Raw genomic sequence first — 22,037 nt, 5'->3', positions numbered from 1 at the left:
GGTGCATGGATGTCACTTGAGTGCCTCGGCGCCGCCGACAATCTCGTTGATCTCGTTCGTGATGCCCGCCTGACGTACCTTGTTGTAGTAGAGGTCGAGCTTCCCGATGAGTTCGCCTGCGTTGTCGGTCGCGTTGCTCATTGCGTTCATGCGTGAACTCAGTTCGCTCGCCGCCGACTGGAGGAGCGCCGCATAGATGGTGGTGAACAGGTACTGCGGCAGCAGTGCCCCGAGCACCTCCTCGGCATTCGGTTCATAGATGTACTGTGCCTGCGCGTGCGCTGCGCCGCCCTCCTCTGCCTCGAAAGGAAGGAGCTTTACAATCTCGGGGACGCAGGTAATCGCCGAGACAAAGCGCGTATAGACCATGTAGACTTCCTGTACGCCGCCCGCCTCAAACGCATCGATAAGCGTCCGCGCAAGTTTCTGTGCGTGGGTTGCCTTCGGGCGCTCGCTGATGCCGACGCGCTCGTGCACGATGTCAAAGCCGCGGTTCTTGAAGAAATCGCGCGACTTGCGTCCGACTGCGACGATCTGCGTGTTCGCCTTGTCCTCGACGAGCGTCATCGCCGTCTTGAGAGCATTGCTGGAATACGCACCCGCGAGACCTTTGTCCGCCGCCATGACGAGGATCAGGCGCTTGCCGCCCGCGTGCTGCTCAAGCAGCGGATGCGAAATGCCGCTCGCCGCAGCCGCCACGCTCCGAATGACCGCAGCGGTCTTCTCGGCGTAGGGACGGTTGCTGTTCGCCGCCTCCTTGGCACGGCGCAGGCGCGAGGTCGCAACCATGTCCATGGCGTTCGTGATCTGCTGGATGCTCTTGACGCTGCGGATGCGCCGACGGATGTCCTGTAAATTTGCCATATACAGTCACCTCTCCTTTACGCTTCTTTGTAGGAGATGGTGTCCTTGAACTCCGCAATCGCCTTCGTGATGTCCGCCTCAAGCGCATCGTCGAGCTTCTGCTGCGACGTGATCGCCGACGCGATCTCCGGATGCGAGGCACGCATGAACTTGAGGAAGTCCGTGTGGAACGTGACAACCTTGCCTACGGGGATGTCCGTGAGGTGTCCGCGCACCGCCGTGAAGATGACAAGCACCTGCTCGGCAACGGAGAGCGGGCTGTACTGCGCCTGCTTGAGCGTCTCGACCATGCGTGCGCCGCGGTCGAGCTGCGCCTTCGTCGCCTTGTCGAGATCGGAGCCGAACTGGGCAAATGCCGCCAGCTCGCGGTACTGAGCGAGATCCAGACGCATCGTGCCCGCGACCTGCTTCATCGCCTTGATCTGCGCGGAGCCGCCGACACGGGAGACCGAGAGACCGACGCTGATCGCCGGGCGGATGCCCGAGTAGAACGAGTCGGTGTCCAGCATGATCTGACCGTCCGTGATCGAAATGACGTTCGTCGGGATGTACGCCGAGAGGTCGCCCGCGAGCGTCTCAATGATCGGCAGTGCCGTGATGGAGCCTGCGCCGAGTGCATCGGAGAGCTTCGCCGCGCGCTCGAGGAGGCGGGAGTGTAAGTAGAACACGTCGCCCGGGTATGCCTCGCGTCCGGGCGGACGGCGCAGCAGCAGCGACATCGCGCGGTACGCAGCCGCGTGCTTCGAGAGATCGTCATAGACGCAGAGCGCATGACCGCCCTTATACATGAAGTACTCCGCCATCGCAACGCCCGCATACGGTGCGAGGTACTGCAGCGGCGCGCTGTCCGCGGCCGTCGCCGCAACAACGATCGTGTACTCCATCGCGCCGCCGTCCTCAAGCGTCTTGACAACGCGCGCGACGGTCGATGCCTTCTGACCGATGGCGACGTAGACGCAGATACAGTTCTGTCCCTTCTGGTTCAGAATCGTATCGACGGCGATTGCCGTCTTGCCCGTGCCGCGGTCGCCGATGATCAGCTCGCGCTGACCGCGGCCGATCGGGACGAGCGCGTCGATTGCCTTCAGACCCGTCTGCAGCGGCTCATGGACGCTCTTGCGGTCCGCGATACCGGGCGCCGGCGACTCGACCGGACGGAATTCCTTTGTGTCAATGGGCCCCTTGCCGTCGATGGGGCGTCCGAGCGCGTCCACGACGCGGCCGATCATCGCCTCGCCGACGGGCACCTGCATGATGCGCCCCGTGCGCTTCACGGTGTCGCCTTCCTTGATGAGGGTATCGCCGCCGAGCAGAACCGCGCCGACGCTCTCCTGCTCAAGGTTCAGGACAAGACCGTAGACGTCATTGCCGAAGTCCAGCAGCTCGCCCGCCATCGCCTTGTCCAGCCCGTAGATATGGGCAATACCGTCGCCGACCTCAAGAACCGTGCCGACATCGTTGACGTTCAGATCGACATCATAGTTCTTGATCCGTTCCTTGATTATGGAAGTAATTTCTTCCGGATTCATTTTCATATTTCGCTGTCACCCCGCTAGTTCGCCATTAACTCTGCCGTCATTGCTGCGAGACGCCCCTTGATGCTGCCGTCGATGCGGCGGTCGCCGATGCGCACCACCACGCCGCCGATGAGCGAGGGATCGCGGTGTTCGCGTAGAGTTACCTGCTTGCCCGTAACGCTCTCGAGCTTCGCCGTCAGTCCCTTCAACTGCTCCGGGCTGAGCGCGTCCACCGTCGTGACATCCGCCACGGCGATGCCGAGCTTCTCGTTCGAGAGCTGTCCAAAGATGGAGCTGATCGCGTCGAACACCATCATGCGCCGCTTGTCGATGAGCAGCAGGAGGAAGTTCAGCACCGTCTCGCGCACACCGCCCTCAAACACCTCACGCAGGAGGGACTTCTTGTCCTCCGGCTGGATGTTCGGGTTGCAGAGATACGCCTTCAGCTCCGGGCAGTCATGATAGAGCTGCTGCACCTTCGCCAGATCTTCGCCGTACTCCACGAGCGCGTCATCCTCGCAGGCAAGTTCAAAGATCGCGCGTGCGTACTTGCGAGCAAGTTCCATGTTCAGCATGGCGCATCACCAATCTTTTTCGCGTCGAGTTTCGCGATAAACTCGCCGATGATGGCATCGTTGTCCTTCTCGTTCAGATTCTTTTGGATGATTTTGCCCGCCGCCGCGAGCGACAGGGCGACAACCTCTGCCTTCAGCTGCTCGACCGCATGGGCGCGCTCGCGCTCCATCTGGACCTCGGCCGCCTTCTTCATCTGTTCGATCTCACGCTTCGTCGCCTGAATGCTCGCCTCGCGCTCCTCGCCGGCACGCTTTTCCGCCTGATCGACGATCTCCTGTGCCTTCGTGCGCGCGGCGGCAAGCTGTGCCTTGTACTCGTTCAGCGTCGCCTCGGCAGCAGCCGCATCTGCGTCCGCCTTTTCGATGCTCTCGGCGATCTTTGCCCTACGCTCATCCATCATGCGGACGATCGGCTTGTACGCCACCGCACGCAGGAGTGCAACGAGAATCAGGAAGTTGATGATTTGGACAGGCAGCGTCCCGTTGAGATCAATCAGCCCTTGCGTAATTTCACTCAATTCCTATGCCCCCTTTGCAAAATCCATGCTGTATCTCAATTACTTAATCAGCGGATTTGCGTAGAGCATGATGATGCCGAAAACAACGCCGATGATGGCAAGCGCCTCGATCAGACCGACCGAGATCAGCGTACGTGTAAAGAGAACGCCGCCCGCCTCCGGCTGACGTGCCAGACCCTCGATGAAGCGACCCGTGACAAGACCGTCACCGATGCCCGCGCCAATCGCAGCAAGACCAAAGCAGAGACCCGCACCAATAAGAGCGCCTGCGACCATGATTGCGTTTTCCATGAAAAGATCCTCCTTAAACAGTTGAACAAAATCTTGGATGATGTGCGTTGCCGCACGTAAAACCGATTTTCTCAGTGCCCGCCGTCCGTCTTGATCGCCGCTCCAATGTAAGCAGTGGAGAGCATCGTAAAGACGAGCGCCTGCACAATGCCGACGAACACACTGAACGCCAGCCAGATCACCGAGGGGATGGTGGAGCCATTCCCGAGAAGCTGCAGCAGGATGTGAATCAGAATCTCACCCGCCAAGATGTTGCCGAATAGACGAAACGACAGCGTGATCGGTTTCGCAACCTCCTCGACAATGTTGATGATGATGAACGGTGCGACCGGCTGGAAGAAATGCGCCACATAGTGCATTCCCTTCACCGCGAGCCCCAGCACGTGCATCATGACGATGACCAGCAGAGCCAGTCCCAATGTGGTGTTCAGATCGTTTGTCGGCGATGCCATCGTCGGAATCAGACCGATCCAATTCGACACGAGGAGGAACAGGAACAGCGACACGATGAACGTGGACAGGAAACCACGCCCGCGCGGGCCCATATTCTCCTCGACCTGGTCGTGCAGCGCCTCGATCACCGTCTCCAACATCATCTGCCAGTTCGACGTCGGCACAACCCTCAGATTGCGCGTCGCGAGCCAACCGATGAAGAGAACGACGACCATCGAGATCCACGTCATCACCAGCGTCTGCGAATTGAAGGTAAATCCGGCGATCTGCACTGCCTCGCGAACACCGATTTCGTGCATAACCTCTACCTCCCTCGGGGGAACCCCCCACCTTACATCCCGAAACCGCCATCAGCGGTTCCGTCTATCGGCGCGTATCGTCCGCACAATCAGCTGCACCATCATGATCGCGTGCATCAGGAGAAAGCCCCCCACCGCCGCAAAGAAATAGTGCACGCCCGCCGTCGTCGCCGCCCAGAGGACAGCACCGATCAGCACGAGCATCAGCACGAGCCCCACCTGCACCTGCGACGTGCCCGCCGCCCCCAGCCGCGCCGCACGCATGATGCGCTGCGCCAGCTGTGCAAAGTACAGAGCCGCCGCCCCCGCGCCCGCAAGCAGAGCACCCACGAGCCGCGACTCCCCCATGAGGAGAAGCGTGCCGCCGCCGAGAAACGCCGCCGTCAGGAGCGAGAGGACAATCTGCCTCCGATACGCCGATAAAACCTGCCTCATATTCCTCCTCCGACAGCCCCGCAACGCAAGTATTTCCGCAAAAACGCAAGAAAACTGCCCCCACATCCCGCCTTTGGAATGCAGAGCCATACGCCGCCCGCCATCTTCGTTGAATATCAGAAGGAATCACTGATAAAACGGCATTCGTCACAGTGCTTCCCATACACTTACGACATTCGACGCAAAAGACAAATCCCCTTCCACAACCGTATCCATTTGTGGATCGTATTTCGGGGAAGCACTGATAAATTCAGCCACGCCGTCTTAGCACATCTTTTTCGCCCTGCCTATGTCGACAAATCCTCCACATAGCTCTTGCTATGCGTCCGGTTTGTCTCCTTGGCAGGACAAAAAATCTGCACCAATACGACGGACTTCATTTTATCAGCAATTCCTTGGAATTTTCCGTCAATATCATAAGTTTTGGCTATATTCGCCGCCTATGGCGATTTATAACCCTTATCGCTATTATACGGACTTCCCGGCTTTTATGCAACCTTGTTTTAATAGTTCTTTTCAATTTAATATTGTAATGTGCGATGCGCTTTGCTACAATGGGCGAAATATAGCGGACGCACCTGTCGAATCGCAGGCGCATCATGACCAGCACAGCAAACACAGCCGAAAGGAGCGCACACATGACCATCGAGGGAGCCGTCATCATCGAGCAGGGCGTCACCTTCGCCATCATCCACGTCGCGCCCGAGGTCACGCGCTACACCATCAAATCCACACAGACCAGACGCGCCCTCATGCGCTTCTTCCCCGGCATGCCGATCATCCTCATGAGCCTGACCTCGGACGGCAAGCCTCAATACTACGGACGCAAGGACATTGTCGACTTCTTGAGCGGCTTGCGGCTCAACCAGATCCCGTGGAAGAAGTATCATATAGTGTAGGAATCGCTGATAAAACGAAGGTCGTAAAGGAGGATTCTCCATGAAATACATCTATCCCGCCATCTTTACCGAGGAGGAGGACGGCATTCTCGTTGACTTTCCCGATCTGCCGAACTGCTATACGGACGGTGCAACGATTGAGGAGGCATTCGAGAACGCAGAGGACGCCCTTGCCCTCGCACTCTGGCATCTTGAGGCAGAACACGCGGCAATCCCCGCACCATCTGTCCCCGCTGCACTCCATGTGCCGAGCGGAGCCTCCGTTGCTCTCGTGCGGACAGATACACTCCCCGTACGTCAGATGAATGATACGCGCACCGTGCGCAAGAACGTCACCCTGCCCGGCTGGATGGACACCCTTGCACGCGAGCGCAACATCAACTTCTCGAAACTCCTGCAAAATGCAATCCGTAAAGAGTGCGGCATTGGTGTATAGGAATCGCTGATAAAATAGGCCCTCAGATTGGCGTAGATTTTTTCGTCCCATTTGTGTTATCGCTTTACTATGAAGCCACAAAAGCCGCACGCAAAAAGCGCAGCCGTCACGCAGCTGCGCCTTTCTTGTATGTCGATACGAAATTACTCCGCCGGAATGATGAACGAGAGGGAGCTGAAGATCTTCTTCGTCACGTTCGCATCATCCGTCGGGAAGCCGACCTCCACGCCGATGACATTGAGCCCGTTGTTCGCAACGCGCACGTTTACATAGCCGTTCGCATCCGCCTGCGTCTCGGTCGTGAGATCGCCGAGCACATCCGCGATCACGGGCGCGTTCGCGTACGGCTGACCGTCCTTGTAGATGCGCAGACGGAGCGTGTCACCGCGGCGCAGTGTCAGCGGGTTCACCGCCGGCACGATCTGGATCGGCACATTGTAGAGCCCCGCAGGCGTTACCGACGGGCTCCAGTAGTGGACATTGTACTTGTAGGCATAGGTCACGGACACGAGATTCTCGATGTTCGAGTAGTCGCGCGTCGGGATGACCTTGCCGTCCGTCGTCTTGGCAAAATAGCCGTAGTCGAAGAACGTCGCCGTCACGCCGAGATCATCGCCCGGCACGATCATAACATTCTTCTCGCCATCCACGCGCTCCACCGTCGTCGGCTGGAAATTCACATCATAGGCATCGATGCGCTGCACACACGCCGGATCATAGGCGTTGTCCAAGGGACCTTCGCCGAGCACGAGCGCCTTCGTGTCGACGCGGTTCGCAAAGAAGACACCGTGTGCATCTGCCGGAGCTGCATACATCCCAAGCCCCATCGCCGCGCCGAGCGCTGCCGCCAAAAGTTTTTTCTTCATCGAATATCCTCCCATCAGAAAACAAAACGGATGCGCGGGATACCCACGCCACTCCTCCACATTATAGTATAAGTAATTCTTATTTGCAACTCTTTGAATGTCGTTTTCCCTGTCCCTCTCATCGAATACTAACCTTTTTCTCATGATTCTCTATTCTTTATTTGCGATATTTCGATTAAGAAGAATCTTAGACTTCAAGGAGGAATATCTATGCACGTTGTAAAATCGATTGCGCTTGCCGTACTCGTGCTCGCGCTTGCCGTCTTCACGACCGGCACGACCGAGGCGGTTGCGGCGTGGGACGGCGGCACAATTCATGTCGAGGGGCTTGGCATCGCGCCCGCCGGCACGAGCGGAACACAGGCGGAGGCACTTGCCCGCCGCGCTGCGATCAGCGACGCCTACCGCCAGCTTGCCGAGCAGACAAGCGGCGTGAGAGTCGATGCCGTGACCACCGTAGAGAACCTGATGCTCGCGAACATGACTGTCCGCACACAGGTGAGCGCGCTCATCAAGGGCGCGGCGATTGTCGAGGAAAAACAGCAGCGCGACGGCTCCTATACCGTGACCCTCGAACTGCCCGTCTATGGCGCCGGCTCGCTCGCGAGCACGATTTTTGCGCCGAACAAAACGCCCGAGCCGTGGACGATGCCGGAAAGCGTCTACATGCCCTACAAACCCCAGAACTATGACACAACGGGCAACGGCACCTATGACCGCAGCAACCGCAAGGCAGACTGGGGCAAGGATACCGGCAAGACAGCGGCGCCCACACCACTCCGTCCGACCACGCCCTCCACACCTGCGGTAATCCCTGCACCCATTCGTCCCGCGACGCCCGCTGCGCCTGCGGTCGAGCCTGCACCGCTCCGTCCGACACATCCGACCCCGACGACGCCCGCTGCACCTGTTGCACCGGCGCCTGTGACACCTGCTCCCACCACGCCTCCTGCTGACCTCGTCCCCACAGGCCGCGCAGTCGGCGGCTATACGGGCGTCATCATCGACTGCACGGGCCTTGGTCTGCGCCCCGTCATGAGTCCCGTCATCAAGGCGGAGAACGGCCGCCCCATCTACGGCTACAAGAACCTCGACAGTGACAAGGTCGTCCAGAACGGTATGGCATCCTATGCACGCAGCGAGGCGGATGCGACACGCGCGGGCACGAACCCGCTGCGCCTCCGTGCCGTCAGTGTCGATGGCAATGCGAACCCCGTCCTCTCGGCAGCGGACGCGAACCGACTCCTCCTCGAGAACAGCGCGAGCGGCTTCCTCGATGCGACGAACGTCGTATTCCTGCGCTGAGGAAAAACAACTGCAAAGCGTGACTTTCATCACAAACTTCACAAGTATTATGCGCCACGCACAGCATAACCCCCGCACATCGGACATTTTCGACGTGCGGGGGTTTTTTACAATCTCACCTACGGAAACATTAACCATTTTTCAGGACACAAAGGGGCGTTCGTGCAACAGCCCTTTCCTGTCAAACTCTGCTCAAAGCATCGCCTTGTACCGTCCCCACTCCGACTGTGGAATGGCAAGCACGTCCATCGCCTTTTCGGCGGTGACTGACAATTTTTCCATCATACGGCGAATAGACGAAAGGCGCTCCGTCTCTCTGGCACGTTCCACTTTTTCCTCACTGACTTCCTCTATCAGCTTCTCCAATGCCGCATTCATGCGAACCTCTCCTCTCTCATGCTTCTTAAACGCTCCCGCCTGCTTTGCAAGCACCTCATAGTACATCTCCTCGGACCGTACACACCGAAAATCGTGCATCAGCCGCCCGAGCGGCGTAGTCGTATCCGCCATCGCCCCATTCACATAGATGATATGCGCGCCGTCATCAAAGCGTCCGCCGCCGCCCCGAATCACACGCTCAATCACATAGAGCGGCTGCCCCATTCCGAGTACATCCGTCTCCGTAATGAAGATCACATACGACTCCGGCAGCTTCGCATAGTCCGCCCCCTCGGGCAGCGCATTCGCGTCCATCATACTGCTGTGGTAGCGTGCTCTGCGCGGTTCTGCGCCCTTCTTTGCACGCTGGATCTCAATATTGAACTCCTGCCCGTCCGCAAACGCGTGAATGTCAAGCCGCAGGTCATGCCCGTGCAGGTTCTTCAGCGTGTCCTGCGTGACGACGCGCGTCGCCCTGAGATTCGGCTTCTCCAAGATGATCTGCAAGACCAAATCGACGCACGGGAGGCTGTCCTGAAACACCGCCGTCATAAATATATCGTCCATCAGCGTAAGGCTCTGAATGATTTCCCGGTAGCGCGCACGCCGCACATCTTCTGTATCAAGTATCGAATCCCTCCTGTCATCATTCTATCGTATTCTCCACGGGATCGCCAACAAAATTCTCCAAAAAAATTTTTCACCCCCAAAATCCCCTCTCCCCTTGAAAATACTGGACTTTCCGGAAAATTAGGACGTTTGACACCTGTCATTTACTACAGTGCGCATTTTTCTGAAATGTGCTACAGTATTATTAGTGCAGTGTGTATTTATAATTGGAGCCTCTGCCTGCGGCGTTCAAAGCGCCCCTTCCACCGCTTTGCGGTCCCCCTCCCCCGCATCGGCGGGGGAGGCTTGGGGGAACGGCAAATTCCACGCTCTTCCCCCTCCTCGTCGCGATGAGACGCTTGAACACGCACTACCCCATCCCGCTATCTTAGCCTCCCCTGCCACAGCGGGGGAGGTGGCGAGCACGGCGAGCCGGTGGGGGCGCCATGAGCGATCTAGGCATCTCTATCGACAGAGAGTCACTCAAGCCACAGGCGCCCCTTCCACCGCTTCGCGGTCCCCCTCCCATCAATCGGATTCACCCACGAAAGGAGTCACATCATGAAACAACATCGCCACAAGGAAGCACCTCCCTACAAATAGAACGCATCCAGAAAGGAGTCACCCCCATGAAACGACACCACACCCACAAATCCAAATCCCTCACCCCGCGCATCCTCGCCGCACTCGCGGCGGGTGCATTCACGCTCGGCGGCATGCCGTACGCCCTTGCCGATCCCATGGTCAGCAGCACGGTCACGACGGATACCGTGGCGTCCCAAGGCATCGCGGGCAGCACGGACGGCACGGCGGCGACCATCACCGTCGGCACGGACGGCGGCGGGGCATCGCCCGAGATCTACTATCTCGCGGGCGGCCATCACCGCCCCACGCCCGTCACAGGTGCGTGGAGGAAGGTCAGCCTGGTCGACGGCACGATCCAGTTCACGGGTACAAATGCGGGCGGCAAGGCGACCGTGAACAGCGGCACGATCGGCAGCGCCACCGGCGCATACGCATGGCTGGAGCATGGCGGCACCGCAAAGATCTCCGGCGCGGAGGTCGCCATCAAGAACTGCACATTCAAGCTCGACGCCACCACCCCTGAGGCGCAGTGGGGCATCATCGGCGGTCTCGCCATGTCCAAGGAGGGCTCCGGCGGTGGCGCGACGCGGGCAGTGGCAGAGGTCGAGCACAGCAAGGTGACCATCGAGGGCGGCACCTACGACGTGCCCGAGGGCGGCGACATCACCGTTGCGGGCGGCGCAGCCTATACAGAGGCGCTGGACATCAACAGCACGGCAGCGGTGACGGACAGCATTGCGTCCGTCACGGGCGGCAGCTTTACCGCACAGACGAAGCTCTACGGCGGCAAGGTCATAACAGAAACGGATGCACGCAGCGAGGCGAAGGCACTGCGCAACAGCCTCACCTTCACCACGGGCGATACTGTCACGGAAATCTACGGCGGATATGTGTACGCGCGCCCGACCAAGACCTCCATCTCCCTGCAGGCAAATGAGAACCACCTGACCGCAAAGGCGGGCGCAGACAAATTCTACGGTGGCTATGCCTATGGAGAGCAGCAGGCAGGCGCCACGCGCGTTTCGCTGAACACGGCTGAGACGAACGGGAACATCGTCAAGATAGAGGCGGGCTCCGGCACGTTCAAGTATGTGAGTGCAGGCGGATACAACACCCTCAGGACAGAGAAAGCCGCTGCTGTCACCACTGCGGCAAATGCGAATCAGCTCACCATCGCGGGCGGCACCTTCAAGGAGACCGTCTACGGCGGCAAGACATCGGCGATTACCGAAGACGCGACCGGTACTGCCACGGCGACGGCGCGCGGCAACGAGCTATGGGCGAACGGGGGCACGTTCCAGAGGAACGTTTTGGCCGGCTGGGGGAATGCGACGACAAAGGCGGGAACGGCGACGACGACCGCTTCCGAGAACAAGCTGCATCTCGCCGGTGCGGCGGCATTTCCGACGGATGGTACGACCGTCTACATCACGGGCGGCGATGCATCCGTAAGCAGTGAGACGGGCAAGCTCAGCCTGACGACGGAGAAGAACAGCATCGACGGGACGCTCACGAGCGCTACGTCGGTGGTACACGGCGCCGATGGCAAGCTCGAACAGCTTGCGGCGGCAGGAGGGCAGGCGATCACGGCATCCGCTGTCGAGAATACGGTCACGCTCACGGGCGGCAAGGCGTACCAGGTGTACGGCAGTCGGCTGCTTCTGAGCAGGGCGGCCGGCGCGGCAGATCTGCACGCCGCCAAGAACAGTGTCGTCCTCACCAACGCCGCGAGCGAGAGCGATAGCAATGTCGCATTCCGCGGCTCCTACATAGAGGCGCACGATGCGAAGGGCAGTCTGCAGATCCGTGCGGAGGAGAATACGGTCACGGCAGATGGCGCGGCGCTCAAGGCCAATGAGATGTATGGCAGCCACGTCCAGCTGCGGAACAGCAATGCGGGCACGACAGAGGCCACGGTGACGGCGAACCGCGCCCTCATGCGGGGCAAAAAGGCCGATACCCTTGCCGGCGGCTATGCCGACATCATTTCATTCGAGAATGCCGCCCTCACGGTAAAGCTCACGGGGAATACGGCAGAGGTGCAGAGCGGAACTTCGTACCATGCGTATGGTGCGTTTGCCAAGACAGAGCAGAAAGACGGCGCGGGAGAGGTGACCGCAGAGGGCAACACCATCACCCTGACGAAGCTGACCGACGACGGCGGCAGCTTCACGGGGGCAACGCTCGTCTATGAGCGCGACGGCGCTGCGACGGCGGCGGGAGATACGACACTCATCGCCAGGAGCAACAAGGCAGACCTCAACGAGGGCAAGCTGTCCAAACTGTTTGGTGCCGAGATCCGCATCAACAATGCCTTTGGCGGTGCAGCGGCATACACGGCGACCGAGAACGCCGTCACCGTCGCGGCAGCGGGTGTGGTGACAGACAGAGTCGCGGGCGCAGAGATCGAGCAGCAAAACAACACTGCGGACGGCGCGTCGTTCACTGCGACCGCCGCAAAGAACACGGTCGCGAATACGGGCGGCACGGTAAAGAACGCGATGGGTGCCGCTGTGACGCTCCACGCGGACCATGCAGGGGACGTACAGGCGACACTCACGGAGAACGCCGTCACGGGCACGGGCGGCACATTTGCGGGCGATGTGCGGGGCGGTGTGGCAGACGTCTTCGCAAAGACGGGCACGGCGACCGCCACCCTCACGAAGAACACGGTCGATCTCACGAATGCCGCGCTCGATGACGCCCACATCCGCGCGGGCCATGCCGTTGCCCGTACAAGGGCGGCAGGGAAGACCGCATCCGCTGCGTCCAATGAAAACGTGCTGCAGCTAAAGAACGCCTCCGGCACAGCGAATAATCTCATCGGCGGCAACGCCTATATCGAGGCAGACCTTGGTGGTGCGACGGCTGCCGCAGACAAAAACAGCGTCACCCTCGAGGGCGGCACGCTGACGGCGGCGAACAAGGTCTACGGCGGAAAAACAGAGGCGGTCGGCCAGGACGCCCCCGTCACAGCGGCGGCGACGGAGAACACCGTCACCCTCTCCGCAGCTGCTCCGTGGCAGGCGGTCTACGGTGCGGATGCCTATGCCACTGCCGTGAATGCGGCGGCGACCGCACGGACAGAGGGGAATACAGTCACGGCAGATGCGGGCACGTTCCTGGGGCAGCTCTACGGCGGCAATTCCTATGCAGGCACAAATAGTGCGGGTTCCGGCACGCCGGGTACGGCAGCCGCCGTCACCACCGACAACACGCTGAACCTCGCCGCTGCTGCCGTCACGAACGGGGAGAGCTACGGCGGCTACGCCTCGGCGCAGAGCACGACGGGCGATGTCAGCCTCACCGTCACGCAGAACAAGGTGCTTGGCACACATGGCAGCACTGCAGAGGTAGATGGCGCCTATGGCACATTGGCGCAGACGGCAGCGACGACGCGTACCGTCACGGGGTCGCTCACGGAGAATACGCTGACGCTCACGAACGGCAAGACGGGCAGCGCCTACGGCGGCATTTTGCGTCTGGGCAAGGCGTTCGGCGCGGCAGAACTGACTGCAGCAAAGAACAGTGCCGCGCTCACGGATGTCGAGAGCAGCACCTCGGCAGCCCTCGCCGGCAGCAGCATCGAGGCGCGGAATGCAGCGGGGAATCTGAAGCTCACCGCCGAGGAGAACATGATCACGGCGCGCGGGGCGGATCTCAGCGCGGACAAAATCTACGGCAGCCATATCCTCGCGCAAAACGCGAACGCCGGCAAGACGGAGATCCTCGCAGAGAAGAACCGTGCGAGCGCGGCGGGCAAGGAGATCGCGAATCTTGCGGGCAGCTATGCGGAGATGTATACGAACGCGTCGGCGGATCTCACGGCGACATTCCGGGAGAACAGCGCCGAGGGGAGCGGCACGAAGCTCGAGGGTGTCTATGGCATAGACACCTCTGTCCGCCAGACAGACGGCACAGCGGCGGTAATCGCCGAGAGAAACGCAGCGACCGTGACGAAGGCGAATGCCGTGGAAAGCATCCACGGTGCATACATCAACTATCGGCGGGATCCTGGCGCCACGGCGGCGGGCGATACCGCGCTCACGGCGACAGGGAACACGGCGCGGCTCGTGGAGGGCACGGCGGAGAGCATGAGCGGCGTGAACATGACGGCGACGAACGCCTTTGGCGGCGCGACGACATACACGGCGACCGAGAACGCCGCCACCATCGAGGCAAAGGGCGTGGTGACAAGCAGCGCCTATGGCGTCTATCTCTCACAGGAAACCTCCTCCGAGGACGGCGCATCGTTCACGGCGCATATAGCAAAGAACACGGTCACGAGCACGGACGGCACGGTGAAGGATGCCTACGGCGCACTTGCCGCCCTGAGAGTGAACAATGCGGGCGATGCGTCGGCAACGCTCACGGAGAACGCCGTCACGGGCACAGGCGGTACATTCGCGAACAAGCTGTACGGCGGCTGGGCAGAACTCATCTCAACGAAGAGCGCAGCGACCGCCGCCCTCACGAAGAACACGGTCAAGCTCACCAATGCCAAGCTCGATGACACCCGCATCCACACGGGGTATGCCGTGGTCATTACGAAAGCGGCAGGGAAGACCGCATCCGCTGCGGCACATGAAAATGTGCTGCTGCTGAAGAACGCCTCCGGCACAGTGCAGGCGCTCATCGGCGGCGTCGCCGATGGCACGGCAGAGCGCGCGGGCGCAGCGGCTGCGGCAGACAGCAACAGCATCACCGCCGAGGGCGGCACGCTGACGGCGGCAAGCGATGTGTACGGCGGCACAGTAGGGGCGGTCGGCAAGGATGCCCCCGTTACTGCGTCGGCATCAAAGAATACCGTCACCCTCTCCGCCGCTGCTCCGTGGAGACAGGTCCGCGGCGGCAGGGCCAATGCCAACGCGGATGGGGCGGCTGCGACGGCGACGGCAAACGAGAACACGCTGAACCTCGCACACGGTACATTTACGTCGGAGATCATCGGCGGCTACGCCACCGCAGACGGCGCGCCGGCACAGGCGACGGCAAACGCGAACACTGTGAACATCAGCGGCGGCATCTATCAGGAGAGCATCTATGCCGGCGAAGCGAACGCGGGCAGTGATGCAGGCTCCGTCGCAACCGTCAAGGATAACCGCATCGTCATCACGGGCACGCCCAACCTCTCTGCGGCGCAGCTCTATGGACACAAGGCAGTGGGCGCGACGAAGAACATCGCAGGCAACGCGCTCGTCGTCAAGGAGACCAAGGGCATCAAGGCAGATTCCATCGATGGATTCCAAAAGCTCGAGTTCTGGCTGCCCGCCGGCATGACGAAGGACGACACCATGCTCTGGCTCTCGTCCACGAGCAATACCAACCTCACGGGCACGGACATCACGGCGCATCTGCGCGGCGATGAGACGGAGAAGCGCCTGCGCCTCCTCTACACAGAGAAAGCGCAGATCCAGAAGGACGGCACGACCACCATGACCGTCTGGAAGGGCGTCTCGGATGTCACTACGGCGAAGATCGGCATCACCGAGGATAATAAGGAGCTGATTGTCAAGACCGACGGCTCCGCCATCGACGAGGGCGATAAGCCAACGCCGAAACCCCCAACACCGCCAACGCCGCCGCCAACACCACCGACACCTCCAACCCCACCACCAACGCCAACACCGACACCAACACCAACGCCGACACCTACACCAACACCTACACCAACGCCTACACCTACACCTACACCTACACCTACACCTACACCTACACCTACACCTACACCTACACCAACGCCGACACCGACGCCCGATGACCTCAAGCGGCAGGCAGAGGACAACCGCAAGTCCGTCGTCGAGACGATGGCAGGAGCGGCAGCCTTCCTCGGCGCAGGTGCAGACCTCATGACGGGCGGCGGCATGACGAGTGCATCCGTCGAGGCGGCGGCAGCCGAGGGCTTTGCCCCATTTGCGGCCATCGGCGGCTCCTCCATGCGGCATGAGACGGGTTCCCACGTCGATATGAAGGGCATGAACCTCGCCGTTGGCTTCTCGCGTGAAGTCCTGCGCGGCGATGAGCGCATCCTCTTCGGCCCCATCGTCGAATACGGACGCGGCACCTACGACAGCTACGTCAATGATGCGCACGGCGACGGCTCCGTCCGCTACGTCGGCGTCGGCGGCTTCATCCGGCAGGAGCAGAAGGACGGCACGTTCTACGAGGGCAGCCTGCGCTTCGGGCGCTCCTCGATGGACTACTCTGCGCAGCTGCCGGGCGGTCCCACCTCCTATGACACCGATACGAACTACATCGGCGCACATCTGGGCTTTGGTCAGCGCGTCACGGAGCAGAGCGGCAACGAGCGCGAGCTGTACGTCCGCTACTTCTACACGCGGCAGAACGGCACGGATGCAACCCTCTCCACGGGTGAGCGCTACGAGTTCGACGCCGTCAACAGCCATCGCCTGCGCACGGGCGCACGCTGGATGATCCCGCAGGGCAGCGGCTCCCTCATCCTCGGCGCCTCCATGCAGTACGAATTCGGCGGCGAGACAAGCGCCACCGTCCACGTCGGCGGGCTGTCCTACACGACACCCGCGCCCACACTCAAGGGCTTCTCCGGCAGCCTCGAACTCGGCTGGAAAACACAGATGGGCAAGAACGCCTCCGCCGACCTCAGCATCGAGGGCTGGGCAGGCAAACAGCGCGGCGTCACCTTTAGAGCAGGATTTGACTGGAAGTTCTAACGTCCGCTCTCCAAGCCTCCCCCATCACAATGGGGGAGGTGGCACGCGACAGCGTGACGGTAGGGGCGCCTTGGGCGATCCATGACTCCTATCGTAAGAACGTCATACAAGTCACAGGCGCCCCTTCCACCGCTTGCTGACCTGTCCAAGAAGCAAGTCCGTAGGACGAAGTTGATTGGGAAACATGTCGTATGCGAAAACGTCCCAAGAACACGAGCGTTAGCGATGTGTGATTGGCTGACGTTGACCGCTCGCGGTCCCCCTCCCCCGCTGCGGCGTGGGAGGCATTGGATTGCGGTATGTTACCTCCCCACAGAAAAAGCTCCGAGCACCTGTACGTGCTCGGAGCTTTTTGCCGCCAATAGCCTATGCGCGGACGGATATCTCACGCCGCAGGATACTCCCGTTCCAGAGTGCGTCCTCGATGTGCCGCGCACCGCGCAGCCCCATAAACGGCTGATCCGACAGCCAGAGGCGATCGACAACGGGATAGGCGACGGGGAGGTAGAGCATCCTGCACGGATCGGCAAGCACGGACTCGCTGCTGCTCGCCATGAGCAGTCCGTGCTCCATCGCCGCGAGGAGTTCCTGCGCCCGCACCGTATCCGTTTCCGTCAGCCGCTCATCCACGATCTGCACTGCGGCAGCATCGCGCACCTGCGCCGCAACAGCGAGATGCCGGACATCCGCCCACTCCGTACGCAGCGCCTCGGCAAGCCCCCACGCCGCCGACCGCGGTGCGCGGATGAGTGCGGTATCAAAGCGCAGCTCGCCCCACGTATTCTTGAGATCGTTGATCCGCAGAAAGTCTCTGCGCTCCGCCTCCTCGATCTCCGCCATAGCAGTCTCCCCATGCGCGGGCGGCAGAGCGGCAAAGACCGCCTCCAGCCACCGCCGCGTCCCCGCACGCCCATAGGGCGGAAGAGGGGCGATGCAGGGCGTGCCGCAGCGCTGCTCGATGTACTTTGCCGCCGCAAGCCCGAGCTCGTCATGCACGACGATATTGAGCTCTGCCTGCGCCAGTGCATCGATGTCCTCCGGGGACATGTCACACCCGAATACGCAGCGCACCGCATACCCTGCCCCCATCAGCAGGCGTACCAGTTCCCGCGCATCGTTCTCGCCGTTGTAGTAGGACGCAGTCATGCCGATGAGGTTGACTCCGTGCCGCGCGGGCGCCGCCGTCTCGCGGAGCAGCACCGCAAGCGCCGCGCAGGAAGCGTGCCGCCATCCGTCCGCGAAGCTGCCGGTCAGTCCGCCGCTGTCAATGGCGACCACGGGGCAGGTTACGCCCGCCGCGCGCGCAATCGCACCGACATCATCGCCGATCAGACTTGCCGAACTGCCGCTAATGACGGCGAGCAGCGCGGGCGGATGCTCGATATGCGCCTGCAGCGCCTCGCGCAGATACTCCTCCGCGCCGAACACAATCGCATCGTTGTCGAGCTGCGTGCATTTCATGCGATGGGAGATATCGCTCTGTGTCTGCTCGATGTGCCGCTGCGTAAAGAGATAGCACCACAGCGGCCCGTTGACTACGACGGCGCAGCCGCGCAGCCCCGCGAAGAATGCCGCCGCGCCCGTCAGCGCACAGCTCTCCATCCACACGGACATATCGTCAAAGGAGAGAATTCCCTCATCCATAGATCAGCCCTCCCCTGCTTGTATGCCGATAGAGTACGTGCTCCATATCCTCGATGAGCTGCCGCTCCATCGCCCAGCCGACCGTAGGCAGCTTGCCGAGCAGGATCTGCCGCAGCTGTACGTCCACCAGCTCATGTGTCGTAAAGACGAAATCCGCCGACCGCAGCAGATCCTCACTCGCGGGATCCTCCACCGCGAGAATCGGTACATCGCTGCACGCCCGAAGGCCGTCCTCCACCTCACTGCGCTGCGCCTCGGTAAAGAGCGCGAGGAGGATGATGCCGGAGAGGCGTACCCCCGCCCTTTCGATCAGGCGCAGGAGGATCTCGGGCTGCAGCCAGTGCAGTTCGCGCCCGACAACGAGCACGGTGCGCCGCCCCGCGAGCGTCTCCCGCGCACGCGCGAGACTGCGCTCGAACGCCGCCTCCTCACGCCGAATCGTCTCCTCCGCCGCCGCTTCCCGATGGCAGCGTGCGCCGATGCAGCGCAGCCAGTGTGCCGTCTCCTCTGCGCCGCCCGCAAATGCCTCCGCGAAATACGGCGTACCGAAGCGCGTGTGAAGCTCCTCCGCGAACGCGATGAGCAGCGCCTGTTTCTCATCTGACATCGCACTGCCGAGCACGACGAGGAGTTCCGCCTCCGGCACCGCCTGCACCTCATCGAGCGGCGTATAGGTGGGAAACTGCCCCATCAGCTGCAGCCCGAGGCCGCCAAGCAGCCGCTTCAGCTCCTGCACGTAGGCACTGTAAAACCCACCGTAGTCCCCGAGAAACACCACCGTCCCCTGCCGCACGCGCGCAGGCGGCTGCATAAAGCGCTCCATCAGCACCCGCGCAACCGACAGGTAGCCGTCGAAGGACTCATCGTCCAAAAAGCCGCCCGTAGGAACGGCGACGACGGGCAGCCCCAACTCCTCCTCCATCTCCTCCGCCGCAGCCCGCGTATCGTCCCCAATGATGCCGCTCACACAGGAACCCGCGACAAAGACGGCACGCGGCTGATATCTTTCCGCCGCAAAACGGATGCACGCACGCAGCCGCTCCGCCGCGCCGAACACCGCATCGCCCTCACCGATCCCGCTCGTCAGCAGCGGTACGGGCGACGGCGGCGCGTAGGTGCCCGCGCCGATCAGTCGATGAAAGCTGCCGACATCCTTTTCACGCACCACATGCGCACAGGAGCGCGGGCTGTGAAAGATGACCAGTGCTCCCCGTGCGTACGAGAGCGCCCACCAGACGGCGGGCATGCTGCAGCTGCACTGCGCACGCCGTACCCCCGCGCGCTTTACCTCAATCGCCATACCGCTCCATATCCTCCAGTTCCTCAAACGCCATCGGCATCGCAAACGGTGCTACGTGCCGACACACATCATAAAATACCATATATGCGCGAAAAATTCCGTGCGTTTTGACACAAAAGAACCCGTCGACAATCATGCCGACGGGTTCTTTTCTTAAATTTCAGAGCATCGCCTTATACCTGCTCCACTCCGACTGGGGGATCGCAAGCACATCCATTGCCTTCTCTGCCGTAACCGACAGCTTTTCCATCATTGCTCGGATAGAAGAAAGATACGCATTTTCTGCGCCACGCTCCATGCCGCGCTCCATCGCCTCTTTGCTGATCTCCTGAACAAACTGTTCCCACTTCGAGCTCATATAAATCTCTCCTTTCTCCGTATTCTTAAACACTCCCGCCCGCTCTGCAAGAACAGGATAGTACATCTCCTCGGGCTGCACGCACTGAAAATCGTGCATCAGCCGCCCAAGAGGCGTCTCCGTATCGACCATCGAACCATTTACATAGACAATATGCGAGCCGTCGCCAAAGGACGCTCCATCCCCCTCAATCGTTCGTCCTATCAGATAGAGCGGTTTCCCCTTCCCAAGTACATCTGCCTCCGTGATAAAGATCACATACGATTCGGGCAGCTTCTTATAATCCATTCCTTCAGGCAGCGCATTCGCATCCATCATGCTGCTGTGATAACGCGCCCTGCGTGGTTCTGCTCCCCTTTTCACTCGCTGAATCTCGATGTTGAATTCCTGCCCGTCCGCAAAGGCGTGAATGTCAAGCCGCACATCATGACCGTGAAGATTTTTGAGTGTATCCTGCGTAACGACACTCGTCGTGCGAAGGTTCGGCTTCTCCAAGATAATCTGCAAGACCAGATCGACACAGGGGAGACTGTTCTGAAACACCGCCGTCATAAAGATATCATCCATCAATGTTAAACTCTGAACGATTTCTCGGTACAATGCCCGACGTGCTTCTTCCGTATCCAGTGCCATAAACTCCCCTCCTGCAATTATTCTAGCGTATTCTCCATAAAATCGCAAGCATGAGTAACAGCAACAAAAAATCGCTGTAATTTCCTACAGCGACACTATTTCAAATGGTGCGGTTGGTGGGACTTGAACCCACACGTCTTGTGAACACTACCCCCTCAAAGTAGCGCGTCTGCCAATTCCGCCACAACCGCATGCTATAAAGTTAAATGGTGCGGTCGAGAGGACTTGAACCTCCACGATGTTGCCATCACTAGCGCCTGAAGCTAGCGCGTCTGCCATTCCGCCACGACCGCGTGACTATGTTGTTGGAGAGATAAAATGGTGCGGTCGGTGGGACTTGAACCCACACGTCTTGTGAACACTACCCCCTCAAAGTAGCGCGTCTGCCAATTCCGCCACGACCGCGTGACAATCGGGTATGATATTTGGTGCCGAGGACCGGAATCGAACCGGTACGATCTTTCGATCGGGGGATTTTAAGTCCCCTGCGTCTGCCTGTTCCGCCACCCCGGCGAAATGCAAAATGGAGCGGGTGATGGGAATCGAACCCACGTGACCAGCTTGGAAGGCTGGGGCTCTACCATTGAGCTACACCCGCGTGGAGCTGGCGAGAGGACTTGAACCCCCAACCTGCTGATTACAAGTCAGCTGCTCTACCGATTGAGCTACGCCAGCAACATGCACAAGCGGCGTATGCCGCAGACGCTGTAATGATATACGAAGTGGTGCCTCAGAGCGGAATCGAACCACTGACACGGGGATTTTCAGTCCCCTGCTCTACCAACTGAGCTACCGAGGCATAAAAAATGGCGACCCGAAGGGGACTTGAACCCCTGACCTCCGCCGTGACAGGGCGGCATTCTAACCAACTAAACTACCGGGCCGTTTTTGTGTACCTTGGTGGGCGATGACAGGATCGAACTGCCGACATCTTGCTTGTAAGGCAAGCGCTCTCCCAGCTGAGCTAATCGCCCATAATGGTGACCCACCACGGAATCGAACCGTGAACCTACTGATTAAGAGTCAGTTGCTCTGCCAGTTGAGCTAGTGAGTCATGATAAGTGAAGAAATAGTGGTGGCTCACCCGGGACTCGAACCCGGGACCCTCTGATTAAAAGTCAGATGCTCTACCAACTGAGCTAGTGAACCTTTATCAGCGCCACAGTACCCGCCAAAATGATACAAATTGGCTGGGGTAGTTGGATTCGAACCAACGGATGCGGGAGTCAAAGTCCCGTGCCTTAACCGACTTGGCGATACCCCAACTATCCAAAGCGGCGACGCCGCTATAATGCAAAAATGGCTCCTCGAACTGGACTCGAACCAGTGACATTCTGATTAACAGTCAGACGCTCTACCGACTGAGCTATCGAGGAGTGA

Annotated in this window: 16 protein-coding genes, 13 tRNA genes and 1 pseudogene; 4 read left to right on the top strand and 26 right to left on the bottom strand. The window is 60.3% G+C overall.

Annotated features, from left to right (window positions below; genetic code table 11):
• Positions 1-12 precede the first annotated feature (12 nt).
• From atpG to HMPREF9081_RS14365, 8 genes and pseudogenes are all read right to left on the bottom strand, one after another.
• Positions 13-864, bottom strand: a complete 852-nt coding sequence (gene atpG / locus HMPREF9081_RS03155) for an ATP synthase F1 subunit gamma (RefSeq protein ID WP_006305523.1) — start codon at positions 862-864, stop codon at positions 13-15.
• 17 nt (positions 865-881) lie between these two features.
• Positions 882-2,399: a F0F1 ATP synthase subunit alpha gene (gene atpA, locus HMPREF9081_RS03150; RefSeq protein WP_006305522.1), complete on the bottom strand. Its 1,518-nt coding sequence runs from the start codon at positions 2,397-2,399 to the stop codon at positions 882-884.
• Positions 2,400-2,416: 17 nt separating this feature from the next.
• Positions 2,417-2,956, bottom strand: a complete 540-nt coding sequence (locus HMPREF9081_RS03145) for a F0F1 ATP synthase subunit delta (protein WP_006305521.1) — start codon at positions 2,954-2,956, stop codon at positions 2,417-2,419.
• Positions 2,950-3,474 (bottom strand): F0F1 ATP synthase subunit B, encoded by a 525-nt coding sequence (atpF, locus tag HMPREF9081_RS03140; RefSeq protein WP_006305520.1) that lies wholly within the window; start codon positions 3,472-3,474, stop codon positions 2,950-2,952. The genes HMPREF9081_RS03145 and atpF overlap by 7 nt, the downstream gene beginning before the upstream one ends.
• A gap of 39 nt (positions 3,475-3,513) precedes the next feature.
• On the bottom strand, positions 3,514-3,765 hold the full coding sequence (gene atpE, locus HMPREF9081_RS03135; RefSeq protein ID WP_006305519.1) for a F0F1 ATP synthase subunit C: 252 nt from the start codon (positions 3,763-3,765) through the stop codon (positions 3,514-3,516).
• Positions 3,766-3,836: 71 nt separating this feature from the next.
• A complete protein-coding gene (atpB, locus tag HMPREF9081_RS03130; protein WP_006305518.1) occupies positions 3,837-4,517 on the bottom strand; it encodes a F0F1 ATP synthase subunit A in 681 nt (226 codons plus the stop codon).
• Between the two features lie 51 nt (positions 4,518-4,568).
• Positions 4,569-4,952, bottom strand: coding sequence for a hypothetical protein (locus HMPREF9081_RS03125; RefSeq protein WP_040394381.1), 384 nt, complete (start codon positions 4,950-4,952; stop codon positions 4,569-4,571).
• A 290-nt stretch (positions 4,953-5,242) separates the two neighbouring features.
• Positions 5,243-5,332 (bottom strand): annotated as a pseudogene (locus HMPREF9081_RS14365) (secretion protein HlyD); the annotation flags it as partial.
• A 258-nt stretch (positions 5,333-5,590) separates the two neighbouring features.
• Between HMPREF9081_RS14365 and HMPREF9081_RS03120 the strand changes: the two are divergent.
• A complete protein-coding gene (locus HMPREF9081_RS03120) occupies positions 5,591-5,851 on the top strand; it encodes a hypothetical protein (RefSeq protein ID WP_040394378.1) in 261 nt (86 codons plus the stop codon).
• A 40-nt stretch (positions 5,852-5,891) separates the two neighbouring features.
• Positions 5,892-6,287 (top strand): type II toxin-antitoxin system HicB family antitoxin, encoded by a 396-nt coding sequence (locus tag HMPREF9081_RS03115; protein ID WP_006305515.1) that lies wholly within the window; start codon positions 5,892-5,894, stop codon positions 6,285-6,287.
• 143 nt (positions 6,288-6,430) lie between these two features.
• Here HMPREF9081_RS03115 and HMPREF9081_RS03110 read toward each other — a convergent pair whose 3' ends face one another.
• Positions 6,431-7,153 carry a DUF4198 domain-containing protein gene (locus HMPREF9081_RS03110; RefSeq protein ID WP_040394376.1) on the bottom strand — a complete coding sequence of 241 codons (723 nt, stop codon included), beginning with the start codon at positions 7,151-7,153 and terminating at the stop codon, positions 6,431-6,433.
• A 210-nt stretch (positions 7,154-7,363) separates the two neighbouring features.
• Here HMPREF9081_RS03110 and HMPREF9081_RS03105 point away from each other — a divergent pair, with 210 nt between their 5' ends.
• Positions 7,364-8,458 (top strand): LPP20 family lipoprotein, encoded by a 1,095-nt coding sequence (locus tag HMPREF9081_RS03105; protein ID WP_006305513.1) that lies wholly within the window; start codon positions 7,364-7,366, stop codon positions 8,456-8,458.
• A 192-nt stretch (positions 8,459-8,650) separates the two neighbouring features.
• Here HMPREF9081_RS03105 and HMPREF9081_RS03100 read toward each other — a convergent pair whose 3' ends face one another.
• Positions 8,651-9,403 (bottom strand): PD-(D/E)XK nuclease family transposase, encoded by a 753-nt coding sequence (locus tag HMPREF9081_RS03100; RefSeq protein WP_083812229.1) that lies wholly within the window; start codon positions 9,401-9,403, stop codon positions 8,651-8,653.
• Between the two features lie 671 nt (positions 9,404-10,074).
• On the opposite strand from HMPREF9081_RS03100, the gene HMPREF9081_RS14360 reads away from it, so the two are divergent.
• On the top strand, positions 10,075-16,722 hold the full coding sequence (locus HMPREF9081_RS14360; RefSeq protein WP_006305510.1) for an autotransporter outer membrane beta-barrel domain-containing protein: 6,648 nt from the start codon (positions 10,075-10,077) through the stop codon (positions 16,720-16,722).
• A 366-nt stretch (positions 16,723-17,088) separates the two neighbouring features.
• On the opposite strand, the gene HMPREF9081_RS03090 is transcribed toward HMPREF9081_RS14360, so the two are convergent.
• The 16 genes from HMPREF9081_RS03090 to HMPREF9081_RS03015 all read right to left on the bottom strand — a co-directional run bounded on the left by HMPREF9081_RS03090 (position 17,089) and on the right by HMPREF9081_RS03015 (position 22,033).
• On the bottom strand, positions 17,089-18,366 hold the full coding sequence (locus HMPREF9081_RS03090; protein ID WP_006305509.1) for a nitrogenase component 1: 1,278 nt from the start codon (positions 18,364-18,366) through the stop codon (positions 17,089-17,091).
• Positions 18,359-19,666 (bottom strand): nitrogenase component 1, encoded by a 1,308-nt coding sequence (locus HMPREF9081_RS03085; protein ID WP_006305508.1) that lies wholly within the window; start codon positions 19,664-19,666, stop codon positions 18,359-18,361. Before HMPREF9081_RS03085 ends, HMPREF9081_RS03090 begins: the two co-directional genes overlap by 8 nt.
• A 160-nt stretch (positions 19,667-19,826) precedes the next feature.
• Positions 19,827-20,657 carry a PD-(D/E)XK nuclease family transposase gene (locus HMPREF9081_RS03080; RefSeq protein ID WP_006305506.1) on the bottom strand — a complete coding sequence of 277 codons (831 nt, stop codon included), beginning with the start codon at positions 20,655-20,657 and terminating at the stop codon, positions 19,827-19,829.
• A 105-nt stretch (positions 20,658-20,762) separates the two neighbouring features.
• Positions 20,763-20,848: transfer RNA gene (locus tag HMPREF9081_RS03075), tRNA-Leu, on the bottom strand.
• Positions 20,849-20,864: 16 nt separating this feature from the next.
• Positions 20,865-20,950 (bottom strand) — tRNA-Leu (locus tag HMPREF9081_RS03070).
• A 26-nt stretch (positions 20,951-20,976) separates the two neighbouring features.
• Positions 20,977-21,062, bottom strand: a tRNA-Leu gene (locus HMPREF9081_RS03065).
• A 21-nt stretch (positions 21,063-21,083) separates the two neighbouring features.
• Positions 21,084-21,170, bottom strand: a tRNA-Leu gene (locus HMPREF9081_RS03060).
• A gap of 11 nt (positions 21,171-21,181) precedes the next feature.
• A tRNA-Gly gene (locus HMPREF9081_RS03055) sits at positions 21,182-21,255 on the bottom strand.
• Position 21,256: 1 nt separating this feature from the next.
• Positions 21,257-21,332 (bottom strand) — tRNA-Thr (locus HMPREF9081_RS03050).
• Between the two features lie 48 nt (positions 21,333-21,380).
• A tRNA-Phe gene (locus HMPREF9081_RS03045) sits at positions 21,381-21,456 on the bottom strand.
• Positions 21,457-21,464: 8 nt separating this feature from the next.
• A tRNA-Asp gene (locus HMPREF9081_RS03040) sits at positions 21,465-21,541 on the bottom strand.
• Positions 21,542-21,555: 14 nt separating this feature from the next.
• A tRNA-Val gene (locus HMPREF9081_RS03035) sits at positions 21,556-21,631 on the bottom strand.
• Positions 21,632-21,635: 4 nt separating this feature from the next.
• Positions 21,636-21,711: transfer RNA gene (locus tag HMPREF9081_RS03030), tRNA-Lys, on the bottom strand.
• Between the two features lie 19 nt (positions 21,712-21,730).
• Positions 21,731-21,806 (bottom strand) — tRNA-Lys (locus HMPREF9081_RS03025).
• Positions 21,807-21,844: 38 nt separating this feature from the next.
• Positions 21,845-21,921 (bottom strand) — tRNA-Gln (locus tag HMPREF9081_RS03020).
• Between the two features lie 36 nt (positions 21,922-21,957).
• Positions 21,958-22,033: transfer RNA gene (locus HMPREF9081_RS03015), tRNA-Asn, on the bottom strand.
• Positions 22,034-22,037 lie beyond the last annotated feature (4 nt).

The sequence above is a fragment of the Centipeda periodontii DSM 2778 genome (assembly GCF_000213975.1).
Taxonomy (GTDB): domain Bacteria; phylum Bacillota; class Negativicutes; order Selenomonadales; family Selenomonadaceae; genus Centipeda; species Centipeda periodontii.
The sequence above is the reverse complement of the archived record's forward strand: the minus strand, read 5'-3'. Positions and strand labels throughout refer to the sequence as shown.

Coding starts and splice junctions, on each gene's coding strand:
- atpG (WP_006305523.1), bottom strand. CDS start 864: ATGGCAAATTTACAGGACATCCGTCGGCGCATCCGCAGCGTCAAGAGC.
- atpA (WP_006305522.1), bottom strand. CDS start 2,399: ATGAAAATGAATCCGGAAGAAATTACTTCCATAATCAAGGAACGGATC.
- HMPREF9081_RS03145 (WP_006305521.1), bottom strand. CDS start 2,956: ATGCTGAACATGGAACTTGCTCGCAAGTACGCACGCGCGATCTTTGAA.
- atpE (WP_006305519.1), bottom strand. CDS start 3,765: ATGGAAAACGCAATCATGGTCGCAGGCGCTCTTATTGGTGCGGGTCTC.
- atpB (WP_006305518.1), bottom strand. CDS start 4,517: ATGCACGAAATCGGTGTTCGCGAGGCAGTGCAGATCGCCGGATTTACC.
- HMPREF9081_RS03125 (WP_040394381.1), bottom strand. CDS start 4,952: ATGAGGCAGGTTTTATCGGCGTATCGGAGGCAGATTGTCCTCTCGCTC.
- HMPREF9081_RS03120 (WP_040394378.1), top strand. CDS start 5,591: ATGACCATCGAGGGAGCCGTCATCATCGAGCAGGGCGTCACCTTCGCC.
- HMPREF9081_RS03115 (WP_006305515.1), top strand. CDS start 5,892: ATGAAATACATCTATCCCGCCATCTTTACCGAGGAGGAGGACGGCATT.
- HMPREF9081_RS03110 (WP_040394376.1), bottom strand. CDS start 7,153: ATGAAGAAAAAACTTTTGGCGGCAGCGCTCGGCGCGGCGATGGGGCTT.
- HMPREF9081_RS03105 (WP_006305513.1), top strand. CDS start 7,364: ATGCACGTTGTAAAATCGATTGCGCTTGCCGTACTCGTGCTCGCGCTT.
- HMPREF9081_RS03100 (WP_083812229.1), bottom strand. CDS start 9,403: ATGGACGATATATTTATGACGGCGGTGTTTCAGGACAGCCTCCCGTGC.
- HMPREF9081_RS14360 (WP_006305510.1), top strand. CDS start 10,075: ATGAAACGACACCACACCCACAAATCCAAATCCCTCACCCCGCGCATC.
- HMPREF9081_RS03090 (WP_006305509.1), bottom strand. CDS start 18,366: ATGGATGAGGGAATTCTCTCCTTTGACGATATGTCCGTGTGGATGGAG.
- HMPREF9081_RS03085 (WP_006305508.1), bottom strand. CDS start 19,666: ATGGCGATTGAGGTAAAGCGCGCGGGGGTACGGCGTGCGCAGTGCAGC.
- HMPREF9081_RS03080 (WP_006305506.1), bottom strand. CDS start 20,657: ATGGCACTGGATACGGAAGAAGCACGTCGGGCATTGTACCGAGAAATC.